The sequence below is a fragment of the Sphingobium xenophagum NBRC 107872 genome, assembly GCF_000367345.1.
GTDB classification, from domain to species: Bacteria; Pseudomonadota; Alphaproteobacteria; order Sphingomonadales; family Sphingomonadaceae; genus Sphingobium; species Sphingobium xenophagum.
In genome coordinates, this window is the sequence record NZ_BARE01000007.1 from 181,986 (window position 1) to 203,496 (window position 21,511).

General features: G+C 64.3%; 16 protein-coding genes. 14 read left to right on the forward strand and 2 right to left on the reverse strand.

Features of this window, described 5'->3' with window-relative positions; translation table 11 throughout:
• The first annotated feature begins 146 nt into the window (after positions 1–146).
• From SX1_RS04630 to SX1_RS04650, 5 genes are read left to right on the forward strand one after another with little or no spacing between them, the layout of a single operon-like run.
• Complete coding sequence (locus SX1_RS04630) at positions 147–1,172, forward strand: aspartate-semialdehyde dehydrogenase (protein WP_019052123.1); 1,026 nt, start codon at positions 147–149, stop codon at positions 1,170–1,172.
• A gap of 7 nt (positions 1,173–1,179) precedes the next feature.
• Positions 1,180–1,851 (forward strand): DUF2238 domain-containing protein, encoded by a 672-nt coding sequence (locus SX1_RS04635; protein WP_026149511.1) that lies wholly within the window; start codon positions 1,180–1,182, stop codon positions 1,849–1,851.
• A 10-nt stretch (positions 1,852–1,861) separates the two neighbouring features.
• Positions 1,862–2,623, forward strand: coding sequence for an alpha/beta fold hydrolase (locus tag SX1_RS04640; RefSeq protein ID WP_017184418.1), 762 nt, complete (start codon positions 1,862–1,864; stop codon positions 2,621–2,623).
• A 55-nt stretch (positions 2,624–2,678) separates the two neighbouring features.
• Entirely contained in the window at positions 2,679–4,556 is a 1,878-nt protein-coding gene (locus SX1_RS04645; RefSeq protein WP_019052125.1) for a M2 family metallopeptidase, read from the forward strand.
• A gap of 31 nt (positions 4,557–4,587) precedes the next feature.
• Positions 4,588–5,739, forward strand: coding sequence for a GGDEF domain-containing protein (locus SX1_RS04650; protein WP_019052126.1), 1,152 nt, complete (start codon positions 4,588–4,590; stop codon positions 5,737–5,739).
• 8 nt (positions 5,740–5,747) lie between these two features.
• On the opposite strand, the gene SX1_RS04655 is transcribed toward SX1_RS04650, so the two are convergent.
• Entirely contained in the window at positions 5,748–7,202 is a 1,455-nt protein-coding gene (locus SX1_RS04655; protein WP_017184415.1) for an AMP nucleosidase, read from the reverse strand.
• Between the two features lie 73 nt (positions 7,203–7,275).
• Complete coding sequence (locus SX1_RS04660) at positions 7,276–7,758, reverse strand: peroxiredoxin (RefSeq protein WP_026002626.1); 483 nt, start codon at positions 7,756–7,758, stop codon at positions 7,276–7,278.
• Positions 7,759–7,857: 99 nt separating this feature from the next.
• Here SX1_RS04660 and SX1_RS04665 point away from each other — a divergent pair, with 99 nt between their 5' ends.
• From SX1_RS04665 to trxA, 9 genes are all read left to right on the forward strand, one after another.
• Positions 7,858–8,439, forward strand: coding sequence for a YqgE/AlgH family protein (locus tag SX1_RS04665; protein WP_019052127.1), 582 nt, complete (start codon positions 7,858–7,860; stop codon positions 8,437–8,439).
• A gap of 155 nt (positions 8,440–8,594) precedes the next feature.
• A complete protein-coding gene (gene ahcY / locus SX1_RS04670) occupies positions 8,595–10,013 on the forward strand; it encodes an adenosylhomocysteinase (protein ID WP_017184412.1) in 1,419 nt (472 codons plus the stop codon).
• 266 nt (positions 10,014–10,279) lie between these two features.
• Positions 10,280–12,625 carry a sensor histidine kinase gene (locus tag SX1_RS04675; protein ID WP_019052128.1) on the forward strand — a complete coding sequence of 782 codons (2,346 nt, stop codon included), beginning with the start codon at positions 10,280–10,282 and terminating at the stop codon, positions 12,623–12,625.
• Positions 12,618–13,076 (forward strand): tRNA (adenosine(37)-N6)-threonylcarbamoyltransferase complex ATPase subunit type 1 TsaE, encoded by a 459-nt coding sequence (gene tsaE, locus SX1_RS04680; RefSeq protein WP_017184410.1) that lies wholly within the window; start codon positions 12,618–12,620, stop codon positions 13,074–13,076. The genes SX1_RS04675 and tsaE overlap by 8 nt, the downstream gene beginning before the upstream one ends.
• Complete coding sequence (locus SX1_RS04685; RefSeq protein ID WP_019052129.1) at positions 13,073–14,059, forward strand: aminoglycoside phosphotransferase family protein; 987 nt, start codon at positions 13,073–13,075, stop codon at positions 14,057–14,059. Before tsaE ends, SX1_RS04685 begins: the two co-directional genes overlap by 4 nt.
• Positions 14,056–14,766, forward strand: coding sequence for a nucleotidyltransferase family protein (locus SX1_RS04690; RefSeq protein WP_019052130.1), 711 nt, complete (start codon positions 14,056–14,058; stop codon positions 14,764–14,766). The genes SX1_RS04685 and SX1_RS04690 overlap by 4 nt, the downstream gene beginning before the upstream one ends.
• A complete protein-coding gene (gene addB / locus SX1_RS04695) occupies positions 14,759–17,728 on the forward strand; it encodes a double-strand break repair protein AddB (RefSeq protein ID WP_019052131.1) in 2,970 nt (989 codons plus the stop codon). The genes SX1_RS04690 and addB overlap by 8 nt, the downstream gene beginning before the upstream one ends.
• Positions 17,709–21,110, forward strand: a complete 3,402-nt coding sequence (gene addA, locus SX1_RS04700; RefSeq protein ID WP_019052132.1) for a double-strand break repair helicase AddA — start codon at positions 17,709–17,711, stop codon at positions 21,108–21,110. Before addB ends, addA begins: the two co-directional genes overlap by 20 nt.
• 60 nt (positions 21,111–21,170) lie before the next feature.
• Positions 21,171–21,491 (forward strand): thioredoxin TrxA, encoded by a 321-nt coding sequence (gene trxA, locus SX1_RS04705; protein WP_017184405.1) that lies wholly within the window; start codon positions 21,171–21,173, stop codon positions 21,489–21,491.
• The last annotated feature ends 20 nt before the right edge of the window (positions 21,492–21,511 follow it).

The window sequence follows — 21,511 nt, forward strand, 5'->3', positions numbered from 1 at the left end:
GCGGCAAAGGGCGTTGCGGCATCGCGGCAACGTCCAGCGGGAAAAGCTGACCTTTCGCGCAACAAAGGGCTTGCCACTGGACAAATGACGCAACGCCGCTATGCCGCCCACTCCGCAATATCTGCATCGGAGTGGAGTGTTCAGTCATGGGTTACAGGGTCGTCGTCGTAGGTGCCACCGGGAATGTGGGCCGCGAAATGTTGACCATTCTCGCCGAGCGCGAGTTCCCGATTGACGAGATCGCCGCGGTCGCATCGTCGCGGTCGCAGGGTCTGGCCGTCGATTTCGGTGAAACCGGCAAGACGATCAAATGCCAGAATATCGAACATTTCGACTTTAGCGGCTGGGACATCGCCCTGTTCGCGGCGGGCAGCGGCCCGACCGCCGAATATGCGCCCAAGGCGGCGGCAGCCGGCTGCGTCGTGATCGACAATAGTTCGCTGTACCGCATGGACCCGGACGTGCCGCTGATCGTGCCCGAAGTGAACCCGGACGCGATCGACGGCTATACCAAGCGCAACATCATCGCCAACCCTAACTGCTCGACCGCGCAGATGGTGGTGGCCCTGAAGCCGCTGCATGACGCCGCGACCATCAAGCGCGTGGTCGTATCCACCTATCAGTCGGTGTCCGGCGCGGGCAAGGCGGGCATGGACGAACTGTTCGAGCAGTCGCGCAACATCTTCGTCGGTGATCCGGCGGAGCCCAAGAAGTTCACCAAGCAGATCGCCTTCAACGTCATCCCCCATATCGACGTTTTCCTGGACGATGGTTCGACCAAGGAAGAATGGAAGATGGTCGCGGAAACCAAGAAGATCCTCGATCCCAAGATCAAGCTGACCGCAACCTGCGTGCGCGTGCCGGTGTTCGTGGGTCATTCCGAAGCGATCAACATCGAGTTCGAGAATGAAATTTCCGCCAAGGAAGCGCAGGACATATTGCGTGAAGCGCCCGGCATCATGCTGGTCGATAAGCGCGAGGATGGCGGCTATATCACGCCGATCGAATGTGTCGGCGACTTCGCAACCTTCATCAGCCGCGTGCGTGAGGATTCGACCGTGGACAATGGCCTGACGCTCTGGTGCGTCAGTGACAATCTGCGCAAGGGTGCGGCGCTGAACGCGGTGCAGATCGCCGAACTGCTGGGCCGCCGTCACCTCAAGAAGGGGTGACGACTCCATGATCTCCGGCGCTGTCGCTCTCTGGAACGCTGTTCCTGTTGCGCAGCGCCGGATGATCCTCTCGCTGATCATGGCGATCGGCCTCGCCAACATCGCCCAGCCCTATCCTGAACTTGCGCCACTACAACATGGGCCAACCATAGCGCTGATCGCTGCCGCGCCCTGGCTGCTTCGACGCTGGCCGTTGTCCAACGGCGCTGTTGCGTGCATCTGGCTCTTTCTCCTGCTCCATACACTCGGCGCGCGCTGGATTTATTCCTATGTGCCCTATGATGATTGGGCGCGGGCGTTGGCAGGGCATGACCTGTCATCCTTGTTCGGAACGTCGCGCAATGGCTATGACAGGTTGGTTCATTTTGCGTTCGGCATGCTGCTGACAATGCCTCTGGCGCAAAGCGCGCATCGCTTCGGTGGCTTGCGCCACGGATGGAGCCTGACCTTCGCCTTCGCCGCCATCGGTTTGAGCAGCGCGCTTTACGAAATATTCGAATGGCTGCTTACGGTGATCGCGGCTGGCGAGACGGCTGACTATTATAATGGCCAGCAAGGCGATGTCTGGGACGCGCAGAAAGATATGGCGGCGGCCCAACTGGGCAGTGCGCTGACGCTGATCGCGCTCTTGCGCCCCCGCGCCGGACGCCATATCGGCAAGCCGCCCACCGCTGCGTAAGGATTACTCCATGACCGACCTGACCATCGAACGCCATGACATCAAGGGCTTTGATGGCCTGCCGATCGCCGTGCATGTGGCGGGGGAGGGCCGGGATCTGGTGCTGATCCATGGCTATTTTTCCAACGCCTTCACCAACTGGATTCGCTACGGTCATGCCGCGAAACTGGTTGAGGCGGGCTTCCGCCTGATCATGCCCGACCTGCGCGGCCATGGAGAGAGCGGGAAGCCGCATGATATTGCCGCCTATCCGCCCGACGCCCTGACCGAAGACGGGCTGGCACTGGTCGAGCAACTGGGGCTGACCGACTATGATCTGGGCGGCTATTCGCTGGGCGCGCGCACGACCGTGCGGATGCTGGCGCGCGGAGCGACGCCGCGGCGGGTGATCCTGGCGGGGATGGGCCTGCGCGGACTGGTCCAGACGCTCGACAATGGCGGCTATTACAGGAATGTCCTGACGAACCTTGGCACGTTCGAGCGCGGCACGTCGGAATGGATGACGGAAGCCTTCCTCAAGACCACCAAGGGTGATCCGGTGGCGATGCTCCATATCCTGAACACCTTTGTCGATACGCCGCGCGAGACAATCGCTGCCATTCAGCAGCCGACCGAAATCATCTGCGGCGCGGACGACCGCGATAATGGCGTGGCGCAGGAACTGGCGGATGTGCTGCCCGATGGGCGCTATGTCGAAATACCGGGCAATCACATGAACGCCGTCACCCGCAAGGAGATGGGGCAGGCAATGGCCGATTTCCTGACCGCTTGACTGTATCGTCCGGGCAAGTCACCTTCCCCTTCATAAGCCTATGAGGGGAACTCCCGTGAAAATCGCCATCTCGCTTGCCGCGCTTGCGGCCGCGCTTACTGTATCGCCCGTCCTTGCCCAGCAGACGCCCGCACCGACGGCTGCCGAGGCCGAAGCTTTCCTTGCGAAGGCGGAAAAGGCGATGTTCGAACATTCGCTGATCTCCAACCGTGCCGACTGGGTCAATTCCACCTATCTGAATGACGACAGCGACGCCGTGGCCGCCTATTTCGGCGCCATCCGCACGTCCATGAATGTCGATTATGCGCTTGAGGCGGCGAAATATGCCGCAGCGCCTGGCCTGTCGGCCGAAACGAAGCGCCGCCTGGACCTGCTGCGCACCGCGCTGACCCTGCCTGCGCCGACCACGCCGGGCGCGGCGCAGGAACTCAATGATCTCGCGACACGGCTCCAGTCCACCTATGGCAAGGGGAAGGGAACGCTCAAGGGCCAGCCGATCAATGGCAGCGACATTGAGGAGCAGATGGGGAACAACCGCAACCCCGAAGAACTGAAGGAAATGTGGGTCAGTTGGCACGACAATGTTGGCGCGCCGATGCGAGACGATTACGCCAAGCTGGTCGATATCGCCAATGCGGGCGCCAGGGAATTGGGCTTTGCCGATACGGGGGCGATGTGGCGGTCCAAATATGACATGCCCGCCGATGATTTCGCCAAGCTGACCGACAAGATCTGGGCGGAGGTGAAGCCGCTCTATGACCAGCTGCATTGCTATACCCGCACCAAGCTCAACGAGAAATATGGCGATGCGGTGCAGCCGGCGACGGGACCAATCCGTGCCGACTTGCTGGGCAATATGTGGGCGCAATCCTGGGGCAATATCTATGATGTCGTCGCGCCCAAGGGCGCAGGCGACCTGGGCTATGACGTCGGGGAGCTGTTGAAGGCCAAGGGTTATGTCGAAACCCGCCCCGGTCAGGTCGATACCCCTGACACGCCGGAAAAGCAGCAGCGCGGCTATTGGGAAAAGCAGATGTTCAAAATCGGCGAGGGCTTTTATTCCTCGCTGGGCTTTGCGCCGCTGCCGGAGACGTTTTGGGAACGCACCCAGTTCATCAAGCCGCTGGACCGCGAAGTCGTCTGCCACGCATCCGCATGGGATATCGACAACAAGGACGACATACGCGTCAAGATGTGCACGAAGGTCAACAGCGACGACTTCGTGACCATCCATCATGAGCTGGGCCACAATTATTACCAGCGCGCCTATCAGAATCAGAAGCCGCTTTATCTGGATGGGGCGAATGACGGCTTCCACGAAGCGATCGGCGATTTCGTCGCTTTGTCGATCACGCCCGACTATCTGGTGAAGATCGGCCTGCTGGACGCGGGCAAGGTGCCCGGACCGGACAAGGATATTGGCCTGTTGCTGCGTCAGGCGATGGACAAGGTTGCATTTCTGCCCTTTGGTTTGCTGGTCGACAAATGGCGCTGGGGCGTATTCAGCGGCGCGATACCGCAGAGCCAGTATGAAAAGGGCTGGACGGACCTCCGCCGCCAATATCAGGGTATCGTCCCGCCCGTGACCCGCGATGAAACCAAGTTCGACGCGGGTGCGAAATTCCATATTCCGGGGAATACCCCCTACACCCGCTATTTCCTGGCGGGGATTTTGCAGCAGCAATTTTACGAAGCGGCCTGCAAACAGGCGGGCTGGAAGGGGCCGCTCCATCGCTGTTCCTTCTACGGAGACAAAGCTGTTGGAGCCAAGCTGAACGCGATGCTGGAAATGGGCGCGTCCAAGCCATGGCCCGATGCGTTGCAGGCCTTCACTGGAACGCGCGAGATTTCGGGCAAGGCGATGACCGCTTATTTCGCACCGTTGCAAAAATGGCTCGTCCAGCAGAACAAAGGCAAGTCTTGCGGCTGGTAATCGCCAAGTAAAGCCAGTAAAGGCCAGGCCCGTGGACCCGGCGATCATCATCATTGCTTTGCTCTTCTTCACCAGCGTCGTCATGGCGCTGGCGATGGGGGTGGCGTGGTTACATTTTGGACGCCAGGTCCATGTGTTGAGCTGGACGCTGTCCTATAGCGCCGCAATGGTCCAGTGGATCGCCAATGCGGCGGGCATCATGTTGAAGAGCGGCCCGCTGATGGCGCTGGCGGCATGCTGCATCGTCGTCAGCGGTACGCTGGTGGTGGCGGGCGTGCGCCAGCGGTCGGGACAGCCTGTACCCTGGCGATTGATGCTGGGCGCGGGATCAGTCGTGGCGGTCGGTGGCATCTATGCGGCGATGATCCATGATCGCGCGCTTCAGGGCATGATCGTGCCGGGCTATGTCGGCATATTGATGCTGTGTTCGGCTGCCTCCCTCTGGCCCCGCGACCGGCGGTTCAATGCACCGGAAATCGCCTTTTTCACCATGTTTCTGCTGTTCGCGCTGTTTCAGACGGCCCTGGCCGTCAGCGCCGCCGCTAATCTCGGCAAGGCGCCGGGCGCGGGCTTGGTCACCTATCGCGCGATATTGGGCCTTGGCCTGCCGTCCATCTATGTCGGCACGGGCGTGGCCGCCGTCATGGTGGTCGCAGGCGATCTGGCGCACCAGTTGCGGAGGCAGATGCGGCATGATCCGCTGACGGACGTGCTCAACCGTCGCGGGTTGGATGAGGCCGCCGTGCGCGCCATCGCCAATGCCCGGCGTTATGGCCGCCCGCTGGCGCTGGTCGTGTGTGATCTTGACGGGTTCAAGGCTTTGAATGACGGGCATGGCCATATCGCCGGGGACGCCGCCCTGCGCGGTTTTGCCCAGTTGCTGGGCAGCGCCGTCCGCCGCGGCGATATCGTCGCGCGGATGGGCGGCGATGAATTCGGGCTGCTGCTGGTGGAGACGGACGCCGCCGCAGCTGCCGACGTCATGGAGCGGGTGCGCGCGGAGATTGGTTGCCTGATCCTGCCCAACGCCCCGCACGCCCGGCTGCGCGCCAGCTTTGGCGTTGCGCAATTGCAGGCGGGCGACCAGCAACTGGACGACATGGTCGCCCGTGCTGACGCCGCCCTTTACGACGCCAAGCGTGACGGCAAGGACCGCGTCGCCATCTGGCGCGCGGCTGCCTGATCAACGCCTTATCTGAATGGCGGCTCGTTGAAGGCGCGTAGCTTGCGGCTGTGCAGCTTTGCGCCCCCTTCTCGCAGCAGTTCGCAGGTCATTAGCCCCACGCGCAAATGGCTGGCGATCGCTTCCTCATAGAAGCGATTGGCCTGGCCCGGCAGTTTGAGTTCGCCATGGATCGGCTTGTCGGAAACGCATAGCAACGTGCCATAGGGCACCCTGAAGCGGTAGCCCTGTGCCGCGATGGTGGCGGATTCCATGTCGATGCCGACCGCACGCGACAGGCTGAAACGCAGGGCGGAACTGGAATAGCGCAGTTCCCAGTTGCGATCATCGGTGGTGACGACCGTGCCGGTGCGCAGGCGACGCTTGAAATCTTCCGGGTCGCGCCCCCCAAGCACGGCTTCCGCTGCCTGTGCCATCGCCACCTGCACCTCCGCAATGGCCGGGATCGGAATTTCGGGCGGCAGCATGGCGTCCAGCACCTTGTCATCGCGCAGATAGGCGTGGGCCAGCACATAATCGCCGATCCGCTGGCTGGGTCGCAGCCCGCCGCAATGGCCGATCATCAGCCAGGCTTCCGGGCGCAGTACGGCCAGATGATCGCAGATCGTCTTTGCGTTGGACGGACCGACACCGATATTGACGAGCGTGATGCCGCTGCCGTCTGGCGCGATCAGGTGATAAGCGGGCATCTGATGCTTGCGCCAGGCGCTGTCGGCGATCATCTGCGCCGGATCGGCGGTTTCGGGGGTGACATAGACGCCACCAGCCCCCGACAAAGCGGTAAAGCGGTTTCCGTCCCGCTGCAATTCCGCGCAGGCCCAACTGACGAATTCATCAACATAGCGATGATAGTTGGTGAACAGGATGTAGCGCTGCATATGTTCGGCGGGCGTGCCGGTATAATGTTTCAGACGCGCCAGCGAAAAGTCGGTGCGCAGACCATCGAACAGCGCCAGCGGCCGATCACCGTCCGCATCCGGCATGAACAGGCCATCGGCAATCTCGTCGCCAATCTCGGCCAGTTCGGTCGTGGGGAAATAGCGCGCCAGTTCGGTCGGGGGCGTGCCGTCGAGCGCCCCCATGTCCAGCCCGTCCAGAACATAGGGAAAGGGGATTTGCTGGTGACTGAGGCCGGTTTCGACCTCCACCCCATAGTCGCGGACGAGCAGGTCGATCTGTTCGGCCAGATAATCGGCGAACATCGCGGGACGGGTAATGGTGGTGACATAGCGGCCCGGTTTGGACAGGCGGGCGAAGGACCGGCCGGGCGGCGGCGCGTCGCTGTCACCATGATAGGTGATGCGCAATTCGGGATAGCAGAAACGCTGGTCGTGCCGCGCTTGCGGCGGAGGGACGCTGCCGTCGCGACCGTAAGCGCGCATGGCGTCGCGCAATGTTTCGATGGATGTCTGATAGAGGCGGTCCAGTTGCGCGACCGTTGCGCTGCCGATGCTTTGTGTCATCGCCCCTTGCTAACGCAGTTGCATGACGGAAGGAAGTCGGCGCGCGATCGAAAATGCACGCCGACTTCTGGAATTAAAGCTGGCCCAGCATATGGTCGGCCGATGACAGTTTGAAATCACCGGGGGCTTCGACATTGAGTTCGGCCACGACGCCGTCCTTCACGATCATGGAGAAGCGCTGGCCGCGCTGGCCAAGGCCGAATTTGCTGCCATCCATGGTCAGGCCAACGGCCTTGGCGAAATCGCCATTGCCATCGGCGAGCATCGTCACCTTGCCATCCGCACCGGCAGACTTACCCCAAGCGCCCATCACGAAAGCGTCGTTGACGGCAGTGCAGGCGATTTCATCGACGCCCTTTTCCTTCAGCGCACCGGCTTTGTCGATGAAGCCGGGCAGATGCTTTGCAGAACAGGTGGGCGTAAATGCGCCGGGAACGGAAAAGACCGCGACCGTGCGGCCTGCGAAATATTCGTCCGACGTCACGGGCTCCGGGCCATCCTCGGTCATTTTCGTGAATGTCGTGCTGGGAAGGCGGTCGCCCTTGGCAATGGTCATGGTCATTCTCCTGAAACTAACGAGGGCGCAGGTCGTTGCTGCCGGGCGGACTGTCAAGGGCGGGGACGGAATATGCCGCGAGATCCTTGGCATCATCCCATGTTGGTCTATATTCCGGTGATGGACCAGACCAGTTTCTTTGGCGGGCATTTCCTGCTCGCATTGCCCGGCATGGCTGATGCGCGGTTCGATCATAGCGTGGTTGCGCTGTGCGTTCATGACGCCGAAGGGGCAATGGGCATAGCGGTCGGGGAGGAAATGGAAGGCGTCAGCCTGCATGGCCTGCTCGACAGTTTCGACATTGATGGCAGCGCGATCCCCGACAGACCCGTCCTGCGCGGCGGTCCGGTCGAACCACGGCGCGGCTTTGTCCTCCATTCGCTCGACTGGTCGGGGCAGGACATGGTGCAGGTCGGCACACAATGGGGCTTGTCCGGATCGCTCGACATATTGAAGGCGATTGCACGGGGACGCGGGCCGAGCCGCTATCTCGTCGCGCTTGGCTATGCCGGGTGGGGTGCCGGGCAGTTGGAACGCGAGATGACGAGCGACAGCTGGTTTCTGGCGCCGGGCAATGCCGACCTGTTGTTCGACGTGCCCACCCATCGCAAATGGGCCGCTTCCTATGCGGCGGCCGGTGTCGATTCGTCGCATCTGGTGCGCGGGGCCGGTTCGGCCTGACGCAGGTTTCGGTCGACCGGCAGGGTCATCACATAAAGAAATCTTTATATCGAGTTGCCACGGGCGGCGGCGGTTGGTAAAGCGCTTGCCATCGCCGCCGCCCGGACCTTCTTCCAGCGGTACAGGCATCATTTCAAGTTTACGGAGACACGATCGTGGCCACCGCTTCCGCCACCCAGGCGCAGGATTATGTGATCGCCGATATCGCCCTGGCCGATTTTGGCCGCAAGGAAATGGATATCGCCGAAACCGAAATGCCGGGGCTGATGGCCCTGCGCGCGGAATTCGGCCCGTCGCAGCCGTTGAAGGGCGCGCGCATCACCGGATCGCTGCACATGACGATCCAGACCGCCGTGCTGATCGAGACGCTGACCGCGCTGGGCGCTCAGGTTCGCTGGGCGACCTGCAACATCTATTCCACGCAGGACCATGCCGCCGCCGCGATCGCCGCGTCGGGCGTGCCGGTATTCGCCATCAAGGGCGAAACGCTGCAGGAATATTGGGACTATGTCGAACGCATTTTCGACTGGCACACCGATCCGTCGGGCGTTGCCAACATGATCCTGGACGATGGCGGCGACGCCACCATGTTCGCCCTGTGGGGCGCGCGGGTCGAAGCGGGCGAGGAATTGTTCACCCCGTCGAACGAGGAAGAGGAAATCTTCTGCGCGGTGCTGAAGCGCGTGCTGAAGGAACGCCCCGGTTTCCTGACCAAGACCGTTCAGTCGATCAAGGGCGTGTCGGAAGAAACCACCACCGGGGTCCATCGCCTCTATGAACTGGCCAAGAAGGGCAAGCTGCCTTTCCCCGCGATCAACGTGAACGACAGCGTCACCAAGTCGAAGTTCGACAATCTTTACGGCTGCAAGGAATCGCTGGTCGACGCGATCCGTCGCGGCACCGACGTCATGCTGGCCGGCAAAGTCGCCTGCGTCGCCGGCTTCGGCGATGTCGGCAAGGGTTCGGCTGCCTCGCTCCGCAATGGTGGCGCGCGCGTGCTCGTGACCGAAGTCGATCCGATCTGCGCGCTGCAGGCGGCGATGGAAGGCTATGAAGTCGTGACGATGGAAGAGGCCGCCCCGCGCGCCGACATTTTCGTCACCGCGACCGGCAATGAAGGCGTGCTGACCGTCGATCACATGCGCGCGATGAAGAATATGGCGATCGTGTCCAACATCGGCCATTTCGACAGCGAGATCGAGATTGCGGGCCTGAACAACATGAAATGGACCGAGATCAAGCCGCAGGTGGACGAAGTCGAATTCCCCGACGGCAAGAAGATCATCGTCCTGTCGAAGGGGCGCCTGGTCAATCTGGGCAATGCCACCGGCCACCCCAGCTTCGTGATGTCGGCCAGCTTCACCAACCAGACGCTGGCGCAGATCGAACTGTGGACCAAGAGCGATCAGTATCGCAACGAAGTCTATGTCCTGCCCAAGCATCTGGACGAAAAGGTCGCCGAACTACATCTGGAAAAGCTGGGCGTGAAGCTCACCAAGCTGAGCCAGCGTCAGGCCGATTATATCGGCGTGCCGGTCGAAGGGCCGTTCAAGCCCGACCACTACCGCTACTGATCAGCGACCATCCTCCCCTTTAGGGGGATGTGTCGGGCCGCAAGCCTGACGGAGGGGTGTCCTGCTTTTGATAGGGCGACACCCCTCTATCAGCACGTCGTGCTGCCACCTCCCCTGCAAGGGGGAGGATTTGTTTTGGTCTGCTTTTACGCGCCGGCCTCAATTCTTTGCATCGCCTTCTTCCCGCTGCGCCCGACTTGCGTTAGTCCGGGCATGATTATGAACAGCGACACGCAGTTTCGGCGGAAATGGGAGCAGAGGGCGCAATGACGCTGACCCCCATGGCCGCCATCATATTGGGCATCGTGCTGGCCCTGTGGCTGGGCGCCGCAGTGTGGGCGCTGGCCAGCGGACAGCGGATGCGCCGGGAGGGGATGCAGGCGCAGGGCAAGCTCGATCGCCTTGCCATGCTGCTCGCTTCCGCACCGGCCGCCCCGGTGGTCATTCACCCTGATGGCAAGCTGGAAGCGGCTGATCGTCTCGCCAAATGGCTGGGCAAGCCCCGTGTCCCGACCTTTGCATCTGAACTGATCGCTGCCGACGGGGGATTGGAACCCGACGATGCCGCAGCGTTGGCGCGCGAAATCGCGTCTGCGCAAAAGGCGGGCAAGAGCTTTGCCCTGCCGGTGCGCGGTGTCGGGTCGTCACGCCTGCTGCTGGTCCGCGGCGCACCTGCATCGCCCGGCCTGGCGTCAAACGGTGGCGTCGTACTGTGGATATTCGACGCGACCGACAGCCAGTCCGAAATCCAGGCGCTCAAAGGCCAGGTCGACCAGTTGCGCGATGCGCTGGAAGCGCTGGCGGGTCTGGTCGAGGCTGCACCCTTCCCGATGTGGCACCGCACCCCGGACCTGCGCCTGAGCCTGGTCAACAGCGCCTATGTCCGCGCAGTCGATGGTGCCGACGCCCGCGAAGTGATCGGCAGCGGCGTCGAACTGGTCGAGGCGGTGGGCGGCCTGACGCCGCAGGCCGCCGCCGCCGACGCATTGGCGCGCGGTGAGCCAATCGAACGCATGGTCCCCGCGACGATCGACGGCGAGCGGCGCACCATGCGCGTTGTCGACGTGCCGCTGGGCGAGGCGGGCGTAGCGGGCTATGCCGTCGACCAGCATCAACTGGAACAGGCACGGGTCGAACATCGCCGTCTGGAGGCAGCGCAGCGCGACTTGCTCGATCGCCTGTCCGCAGGCGTCGCCAGATTTGGCCCGGATCGGGCGCTCCGCTTCTGGAACCAGCCCTTCATCAGCCTGTTCGGCCTGCATCAGGACCAACTGGCCGATGCCCCCCTGTTCGAACGGGTGCTGGACCAGATGCGCGACGCACGCCGCCTGCCGGAACATCGCGACTTTCCGGCATGGCGCGGCGAACGGCGCGACTGGTTCCTGTCCCCCGATCCGGTCGAGGAAAACTGGCTGCTGCAGGATGGCACCCATTTGCGTGTCTATGCCCAGCCTCTTCCCGATGGCGGCCTGCTGCTGATCTTCGAGGACCGGACCGAGCAGGTGCAGCTTTCGAGCGCGCGCGATACGCTGCTGCGCGTACGGACGGCGACGTTCGACAATCTGTTCGAATCGATCGGCGTCTTTTCGTCCGACGGTCGCCTTCAGATGTGGAACAGCCGGTTCCGCACGGTGTGGGGCGCGGATGAGGAAATGCTGGCGACCCATCCGCGCATAGATGACCTGATGCGCGCGGTGCAGGAACGGCTGGCCAAGCCGCAACAGTCCAATCTGGTGCGCGAACTTGTCCGCGCGGCGACGGTCGAACGCAAGCAGCGGATCGGCCATGTCGGCTTTGCTGACGGGCGGACCTTCGAATTTGCCGCCATCCCGTTGCCCGATGGCAATGCGCTTTTCACCATGCTGGACGTGACCGACAGCCGCCGCGTCGAACAGGTGCTGCGCGACCGCAATGTGGCGCTGGAACAGGCCGATGAAGTCAAGACCGCCTTCGTCACCAATATGAGCTACGAACTGCGTACGCCGCTGACCACCATCGCCGGCTTCGCCGAGATGATGAGCGCGGGCTATGCCGGGGAACTCAGCGCATCGGCCAAGGACTATGTCGATGGCATACTGCAAAGCACAGGCCGCCTGTCCATGCTGATCGACAATGTGCTGGACCTGACGCAGGGCGAGGCGGGGACGTTGCCGATCGATCGCGCGCCCGTCGATCTGGCGGCGGTTGCCCGTGCGAGTGCCGATCGTGTCCGCGCCGACGCTAACGCCAAGGGGATAGACCTGGCCGTCACGATCGACCCCAGCCTGGGTCAGGTGGAGGGGGACGCACGCCGGATCGGGCAGGCGATCGATCATTTGCTCGAAAATGCCATATGTTATGGCGGCAGGAGCGCCCGCGTACTGCTGCATGGCGATGGTGGTGCTGATCGTGCCCGGATCGTCATTTCCGACAATGGACCCGGCATCCCGGCGGCGCAGCAGAAATTGCTGTTCGATCCGGCAGCCCGCGCCCGACAGGCACGTAGCGGGGGCAAGGCCGGGATCGGCTTGCCGCTCGCCCGCCAGTTGGCGCAGGCTCATGGCGGGACGCTGGAACTGGTGTCGCAGCCGGGTCAGGGGACGATGGTGGTGATCGAGTTGCCCCGTGGCTGACGTGGCGCTGTATCTGGCCGATGAAGCTGCGATGCTGGACCTTGGCCATCGCATCGCCACCCATGTGCGAATCGGCGATGTCATTGCGCTCGAAGGCGGGCTTGGGGCGGGCAAGACGACGCTGGCGCGCGGTATATTGGAAGCGTTGGGATTGGCGGGCGAAGCGCCCAGTCCCAGCTTTGCGATCGTGCAGCCCTATGATGTGCCGGAAGTGCGATTGCCGGTCGCCCATGTCGACCTCTATCGGCTCGACACGCCGGAGGATACGGAGGAACTGGCGCTGGGCGACTATCTGATGGACAGTCTGCTGATAGTTGAATGGCCTGACCGGCTGGGTGCGCGGCTATGGCCGCATGCGCTGCGTTTGAGCATTGCGATCGAAGGGGATGGCGCTCGGCGCTTGACAGCGGACGTGCCCGACGCTTGGACGGAGCGATGGTCACAGATATGATCCCCCCGGCCGCCGCGCCCGCTTTCCTTGGCCAAGCCGGATGGGGCGACGCCGCCATCGTGCCACTGGCTGGCGATGCATCCTTCCGCCGCTATTTCCGCGTCGTCGACGGCGGACGCCGCGCGGTGCTGATGGATGCGCCACCGCCGCATGAAGATCCGCGCCCCTTCATCGCCATCGCAGAACATCTGCTGGCGGACGGCTTTGCCGCGCCACGGATATTGGCCCGCGATCTGGAAGAGGGGCTGGTTCTGATCGAGGACTTCGGCGATCTGCGGGTCAAGGAGCATCTGGACGATCAGCCGGACGCGGAGCTTGCGGTCTATGGCCGCGCGATCGATTTGCTGGCGGACCTCCACCGTTTGCCCGCAGCGCCCGTGCCGCCCTATGACCGCGCGGTCTATCAGCGCGAAGTCGATTTGCTGACACAATGGTATTGCCCGGCGATCGGCCTGGCGGTCGATCAGGACGCCTATGTCGCGGCATGGGATGCGGTGCTGCCGATCGTCGAACAGTCCGCCAGCCCGACCGTCACTGTGCTGCGCGATTATCATGCAGAAAATATCATGCTGATCGACCGGGCGACGTCGCACGGCCTGGGCCTGCTCGATTTTCAGGACGCGCTTGCCGGGCATCCCGCCTATGATCTGGTGTCGCTGTTACAGGATGCGCGTCGCGATGTGCCGCCGCAGATCGAGGCAGCGATGCTGGCGCGCTACAAGGCGATCGCCGCGCCGCCGCCCGATTTCGATGCCGCCTATGCCGTGCTGGGCGCGCAGCGGAACGCCAAGATTATCGGCATCTTCACCCGCCTTTGGCAGCGCGACGGCAAGCCGCGTTATCTCAGCTTCCTGCCGCGCATGTGGGATTTGCTGGAGCGCGATCTGGCGCACCCGGCGCTGGAACCGGTGGCGCAATGGTTCGCCGCCAACATACCGGCAGATCAACGCCATAGGGCGCTGGTGGAGTTCGCCCCGGCATGATCGACACAGCGATGTTGATGGCGGCGGGGCTTGGCAAGCGGATGCGTCCGCTCACCGCCACCCGGCCAAAGCCGCTGGTCAAGGTGGCGGGCAAGCCGCTGATGGACCATGCGCTCGACCGGCTGGAGGCTGGCGGCATCCGCAAGGTGATCGTCAATGTCCATTATCTCGCCGACACGGTCGAGGCGCATTTGCGCACGCGCAAGGGCGGCATGGCATTTGCCGTCTCCGATGAGCGCGCCAAATTGCTCGAAACCGGCGGCGGCCTGATCCATGCCGCGCCGCTGCTGGGCGACAAGCCCTTTTTCTGCGCCAATAGCGACAATCTGTGGATCGACGGGCCACAGGAAACGCTGGGAATGATGCAGCGCATCTGGAACCCGGACAGGATGGATGCGCTGCTGCTGCTGGTACCGCTCGCGCGCGCGCACTGCCATACTGGCCAGGGCGATTTTCATATGGACGCCAGCGGTCGGCTGACGCGGCGCAAGACGGCCCATGTCGCGCCATTCGTCTTTACCGGCGTACAGATCATGTCGCCCGCGCTGCTGCGCGATCCGCCCGGTGACGTATTTTCGACCAATATTTTCTGGGACCGGGCGATCGAGGCGGGACGGCTCTATGGCGTTTCGCATCAGGGCCTGTGGTTCGACGTCGGTACGCCCAAAGCCATTCCTGTCGTGGAATCCATGATCACCCATGGGTGATCGCACGCGCCCCGCGCTATTTTCCATCCCGGCGCACCGCGCCTTTTCCGATGCGCTGGTTGCGGGCCTGTTGGCGCGCCATGGCGGCGATCCGATGGCGTTGGCGCAGGGCATGATCCTGCTGCCCAGCAATCGCGCGGTCCGCGCGGTCAGCGATGCGTTCGTGCGCGCGTCGGGCGGGGGGCTGTTGCTGCCGCGTCTGGCGGCCATCGGCGACCCGGATATTGGCGAGCAGGTCGGCAGCGCGCTCGATCCGTTGGGGGAGGGGGACGCGCTGCCCCCGGCGATTGCACCGATGCGCCGCCAGATGATCCTGGCGCGGATGGTGCAGCAGGTGAAGGGCGATATTGACGCGGGGCAGGCGCTGCAACTGGGGCAGGCGCTGGGCGCGGTGCTGGATCAGATGCAGGTGGAGCGGGTACCAGTCACGGCGCTGCGCGACATCAGCCTGTCCGACGAATTGTCGCGACACTGGCAAACGTCGCTCCATCTGTTCGAGATCGTGATCGCCCGCTGGCCCGATGAACTGGCGCGGCTGGGCTGCATGGACCTGACCGAGCGGCGCAACCAGCTGTTCGACCGGCTGGCGGCGCGCTGGCGGGATCATCCGCCGCCGGGCTTTGTCGTGGCGGCGGGCATTGCGTCGACGGCTCCGGCGGTCGCAGGGCTGTTGCGCCGGATAGGCGAGATGCCGGGCGGCATGGTCGTGTTCGCCGGGCTGGACCAGCATATGGACGACGAAGCGTGGCAGGCGATCGGCCCCTTCGATCCCGATCCCGTCACCGGCCTGGCCCCCGCCGGGCATGAAAGCCATCCGCAATATGCGCTGAAACGGCTGCTCCACGCCATGAGCGCGACCCGTGACGATGTGGCGCAATGGCGCTGGGGCAGCGAGCATGATGCGCGGGCGGTGCGCGGGCGCAATATCTCCAACGCGATGCTGCCGCCCCGGCTCACCAGTCGCTGGCGCGACCTGAAGACCGCAGACCGTTCGCTGGCGGGGGTCGCTGCGCTCGAAGTGGCGACGCCGGGTGAGGAAGCGCAGGCCATCGCCATCGCGCTGCGCGAGGTGCTGGAGACGGAGAAGCGCACCGCCGCGCTGGTGACACCTGACCGGCAACTGGCGACGCGCGTGTCTGCGCATCTCAAGCGCTGGGGCATAGAGGCGGACGATTCGGCGGGCTTGCCGCTTTCACGCCTGCCGCCCGGCACCTTGCTGATCGCGATAGCGCAGGCGGTGGCGGAGCGGTTCGCGCCGGTCCCGCTGCTGACATTGCTCAAACATCCGCTGGTCATGCGGGGCGAAGGGCGGCTGGCATGGCTGGAGGGTGTGCGCGCGCTCGACCTGCTGTTGCGCGGGCCAAGGCCGCAGGCGGGACTGGCGGGGATCGACCTGCTGCTGATGCCGCGCGATGATGATCGCCAGCGGACTATACGCGGACAGGTGCGCGACTGGTGGCCCGCCCCGCGCGCCTTGCTGGAACCGTTGGAACGGGCCTTTGCTGTCGCAACCGATCTTGCCACGCAATTGGCGGCGATCCGCGAGCAGGCGGGGGCGCTGACGGGGGACGCCGTCTGGGCGGGGCATCAGGGGCATGCCGCCGCCGATCTGTTCGCCGAGATGGAGGCCGCCGCCGATGAAGGTCCGCGCCAGGCTGACATGCGCGCGCTGCCGATGCTGCTCGATCATGTGCTGGGCGGCGTGTCGGTGCGTCCGCCGCAGGGTGGCCACCCGCGCATTGCGATATTGGGGTTGATCGAGGCGCAGCTGGTACAGGCGGACCTGATGATATTGGGCGGCCTGAACGAAGGCACATGGCCCGGCCTGCCTGCGCCCGATCCGTGGCTGGCGCCGCGTATCCGGCGGGAACTGGGCTTGCCGGGGGTGGAGACGCGCATTGGCCTGGCGGCGCATGATTTCGCCAGCGCGCTGGGTGCGCCCCATGTTCTGATCACGCGCGCGAAACGCGGGAGTGGTGGCCCGGCGGTGGCGTCGCGGCTCTGGTTGCGGCTGAAGGCTATGGCCGGGCCGCAATGGAAAGTGGCAGATAGCTATGCTGTGCTGGCGCGCGCCCTCGATACGCCCGCTATCCATAACCCTGTTGGCCGCCCCGCTCCCGCGCCGCCCGCATCGGTTCGCCCAACCGTCATTCCCGTCACCGATGTGGACCGGCTGAAGGCCGATCCTTTCGCATTCTACGCCCGGCGCATACTGCGGCTCGCACGGCTTGACCCGGTCGATGCCGATGCCGGACCCGCCTGGCGCGGGACGGCGGTGCATGACATCCTGCAGCAGTGGGCGGAGGCCGGGATACTGGACCCCGCCGATCTGGAAGCGCGCGCCCGCGCCATGTTCGACCGGCCAGAGGTCCATCCGCTGCTGCGCGCGCTGTGGCAGCCGCGCCTGATCGAAGCGATCCGATGGATCGCGGCGGAAGTGGTGCGCGACAAGGCGGAAGGACGCACCATCCTTGCCGTAGAAAAGGAAGGGCGCGCAGACATTGCCGAGGTGACGCTGATGGGCAAGGCGGACAGGATCGACCGCCTGCCCGACGGCACGCTGGGCATTATCGATTACAAGACCGGCAAGCCGCCCAGCGCGGCGCAGGTGAAGGCGGGCTTTGCGCTGCAATTGGGGCTGCTGGGCGTAATCGCCGAGAATGGCGGATTTGACGGCATTACGGGGAAGAGGACCGCAGGCGGCTTTGAATATTGGTCGCTCGCCAAGAAGGGCGATCAGTTCGGCTATCGCGAAAGCCCGGTCGATCCGATGGGCGCGCGCAACAAGATCGTCACGGACCAGTTTACCGCCAGGGTCCATCAACAGTTTGAGGAACTGGCGCAGGCCTTCCTGCTGGGGACGGCGCCCTTCCGTGCGGAAATCAACCCCGAAGTCGCCAATTATGGCGACTATGACCAGCTGATGCGGCTGGAGGAATGGTATGGCCGCGACGATGGCTAAGGCGCTGCAACCCTTGCAGGGCAACCAGGCCCGCGCCGCCGCACCGGACGCGCATGTCTGGCTGTCGGCGTCGGCAGGGACCGGCAAGACCCATGTGCTTACCGCACGCGTGTTCCGCCTGCTGCTGCAAGGGGTGCGGCCGGAAAATATATTGTGCCTGACCTTTACCAAGGCCGGCGCGGCGGAAATGGCCGATCGCATCCATGACCGGCTCGCCGCCTGGGTGCAGATGGACGACAAGAGGCTGTTCGCCGATCTGGAGGCGCTGGGCGAGGAGTCCGGGCCGGAAGCGCGCGATTTCGCGCGGCGGTTGTTTGCCGAGGTGCTGGAGTCGACCGGCGGCGGGCTGCGTATCCAGACGATCCATGGCTTTTGCCAGCAATTGCTGACCGCCTTTCCGCTGGAGGCGGAGCTGACGCCGGGCTTCAGGCCGCTCGACCAGCGCGAACAGACCAATCTCGCCCGGCAGACGCTGGCAGACATGGTGGTGCGCGCGCATGAGACCGGCGACGATGCACTGTTCGCGGCCTTGCAGGCGATCAGCCTGCGGCTGGGCGAGGGTGGGGCGGAAAACTATCTTCTGCGGTGCGCGGCGAAGGGCGACGCACTGGAATATCTGCCCGATGCGATCACCCCGTGGGTCATGGCCGAACTTGGCCTGCCGGAGGGCGACATCGACCAATGGCTGGCCGACCAATGCGCGGACGCAAGCTTCGATGTTCGTACGCTCGACCAGATCGTGCAGGTGAATGTGCAATGGGGCAAGAGCCGCGGGCTGGAACGGTGCGACCGGATTGCCGCCTGGCGCGCGCTTGATCCGGCGGGTCGGGCCGCCACCCTGTCCGACCTGCATCGCGCCTGGGCCAAGGCGGATGGCGAGATCATGCTGACGAAAGGGTGGGTGCCGCCGGTCGATGGCTATGCCGAAATGGCGACCCGGCTCTACGACCGCTGCGCCGAGCTGATCGCGATGAAGCTGCGCGCCGATTATGCGGCGCTGCTGGGGCAGGCGCTCCATGCCGGGCGGGCCTATGCCCGGGCCTATGCGCAGGCCAAGCAACTGGCCGGTGCTGTGGATTTCGACGACCTGATCGCCCGCGCCGCCGCGCTGCTGGAGCAGGACGGGATTGCGGAATGGATCCGTTACAAGCTGGACCAGCGGATCGACCATATATTGGTGGACGAGGCGCAGGATACCAACGCCGCCCAATGGCGCATCGTAAGGACGCTGGCGGAGGAATTTTTCGCAAGCGAGTGGCAGCCGGGCGACAAGGTGCGGACAATCTTCACCGTCGGCGATTTCAAGCAAGCCATTTTCGGCTTTCAAGGGACCAGCCCGGCCAATTTCGCAGCGGCGCAAATCCTGTTCCAGCGGGATGCCGACAATAGCGGCCACGATTTCCACAACCTGTCCCTCGACCAGAGCTTCCGCTCGACCCCGGCGGTGCTGGACGTGGTGGATCGCACCATTTCGACCCTGCGCGCCGATCGGCTAGGGCTGGAGGCGGGCGACGTCCATCATATCAGCGCCAACCGGCATCCGGGCGAAGTGCTGCTGTGGAAGCCGGTCGTCGCCAACCTGTCCGGCGAGGCTGAGGGCGAGGAGGATTGGGCCGCCGATCAGGAGCGGGTGCTGGCGCAGAAGATCGCGCAACAGATCAGGCAGTGGATCGACGACGGGGTGATGCTCGAAAGCCGGGGGCGTCCGGTGCGGGCAGGGGACATCATGATCCTGGTCCGTCGCCGCAGCGAACTGGCCCGGCTGATCGTGGCGCGGCTTTATGAGGAGAAGGTGGCGGTTGCCGGGATCGACCGGCTACGGCTCAATGCGCCGCTGGCGGTGCGCGATCTGCTGGCGGCGCTGCGCTTTGCGGTGCAACCCGACGACGAGCTGAACATGGCGTCGCTATTGGTTTCGCCGCTGATCGGCTGGACCCAGGACGAACTGATGCACCGGCTGATCGGGCGCAAGACCGGGCTGTGGCGGCACCTGCTCCAGACACAGGACGAGGAAACGCTCAAACCCCTGCGCGATTTGCTGGCGGTCGCGGACCTGACGACGCCCTATCGCTATCTGGAGGGGATATTGTCGGGGCCGATGGATGGCCGCCGCCGCCTGATCGAACGGCTGGGAGCGGAAGCGGTCGATCCGATCGAGGAACTGCTCAACGCGGCGCTGGCGTTCGAGAGTGACGACCATCCCTCGCTCCAGCGCTTCATCGACTGGTTCGACCGGGGCGAAGTCGACATCGTGCGCGATGCGGCGGCGCAGGGCGACATGCTGCGCCTGCTGACGGTGCACGGCGCCAAGGGTTTGCAGGCGCCCGTCGTCATATTGGCGGATGCCTGCCTTGATCCCGATGCGGGCAATCGCGCGGATGCGCTGCTGTGGAATGGCCTGCCCATCCTTGCCCCGCGCAAACCGGAGCGGCAGGGGCCGATCGGCGAGGTGGCCGAGCAGGCCGCCGCCGTCGAGCGGGAGGAGCATTGGCGGCTGCTCTATGTCGCCCTGACGCGCGCAGAGGAAAAACTGATCGTCGCCGGATCGCTGGGACCAAGGGCGAAGGGCGAAGTGAAGGCTGAAAGCTGGTTCGCGGCGGTGGAAGGCGCGATGGCTTCGCTGGGCGCGGAATGGGAGGCGGACCCGCTATGGGGCGCAAGGCGGCGCTGGCTGGGGACGCAGGATTTGCCATCGCGGAAGGCAGAGCCGGAAGCCCCGCAGGAACAAGTCGCCGCCGACATACCCGACTGGCTGCGTCGGCCCGCGCCAGTGGAAGCGCGCCCGCCGCGTCCGCTCGCCCCGTCCGCGCCGGTCGAGGACGACGTGCCTTACCCACCACCGACGCCCGCGATGCGCGCGGCTGCGGAGCGAGGGCGATGGCTCCATGCCCTGTTCGAACGGTTGCCAGGTGTCGAGCCTGAACGTCGCCGGGACGCCGCCGACCGCTGGCTGCTCCAGCAGGGGGCGGACGATGCAGCGGTTCGGCAGGATCTTGTCGCGCAGGCGCTACAGGTGATCGAAGCGCCCGGTTTTGCCGACCTGTTCAGCCCCGATGCGCTCGCCGAGGCGCCTATAGCGGCGGTGGTTGGCGAAGCGGTGATCGCCGGGACCGTGGACCGGCTGTGTGTTGGCCCGGATCGCATCCAGTTGGTGGACTTCAAGACCGGACGGATCGCGCCGATCGGCGTGGAAGAGGTGCCCACGGCGCATGTCCGTCAGATGGCCGCCTATGCCGCCGCGCTGGCCGTCATCTTCCCCGACCGGACGATCGAAGCGGGACTGCTTTACACCAGTGCCGCGCGCCTCATCACCCTGCCGCCCGCCCTGCTGGCAGCGCACAAGCCGGGCTTTGTTGCCGCGCAGGAGAATTTGCCGCTCTGACCCGTTGAGCCGGATGCGTGCACGCCCTAGATACCGCTTCAAGACAAGGAGATTATAGTCATGGCCACCAAGGCAGTTACCGACAGCAGCTTCAAGGCTGACGTGATCGATTCCGACAAGCCCGTGCTTGTCGATTTCTGGGCCGAATGGTGCGGCCCGTGCAAGATGATCGGCCCGGCGCTGGAGGAAATCTCCGACGAACTGGGTGACAAGCTGACGATCGCCAAGGTCAATATCGACGAAAATCCCGACGCGCCGGGTCAATATGGCGTGCGCGGCATCCCGACGATGATCCTGTTCAAAAATGGCGAACCGGCGGCGACCAAGGTTGGCGCAGCGCCCAAGAGCGCGCTCAAGAGCTGGATCGAAGGCGCCCTCTGATCAGGTGGTCCGGGCGTCGT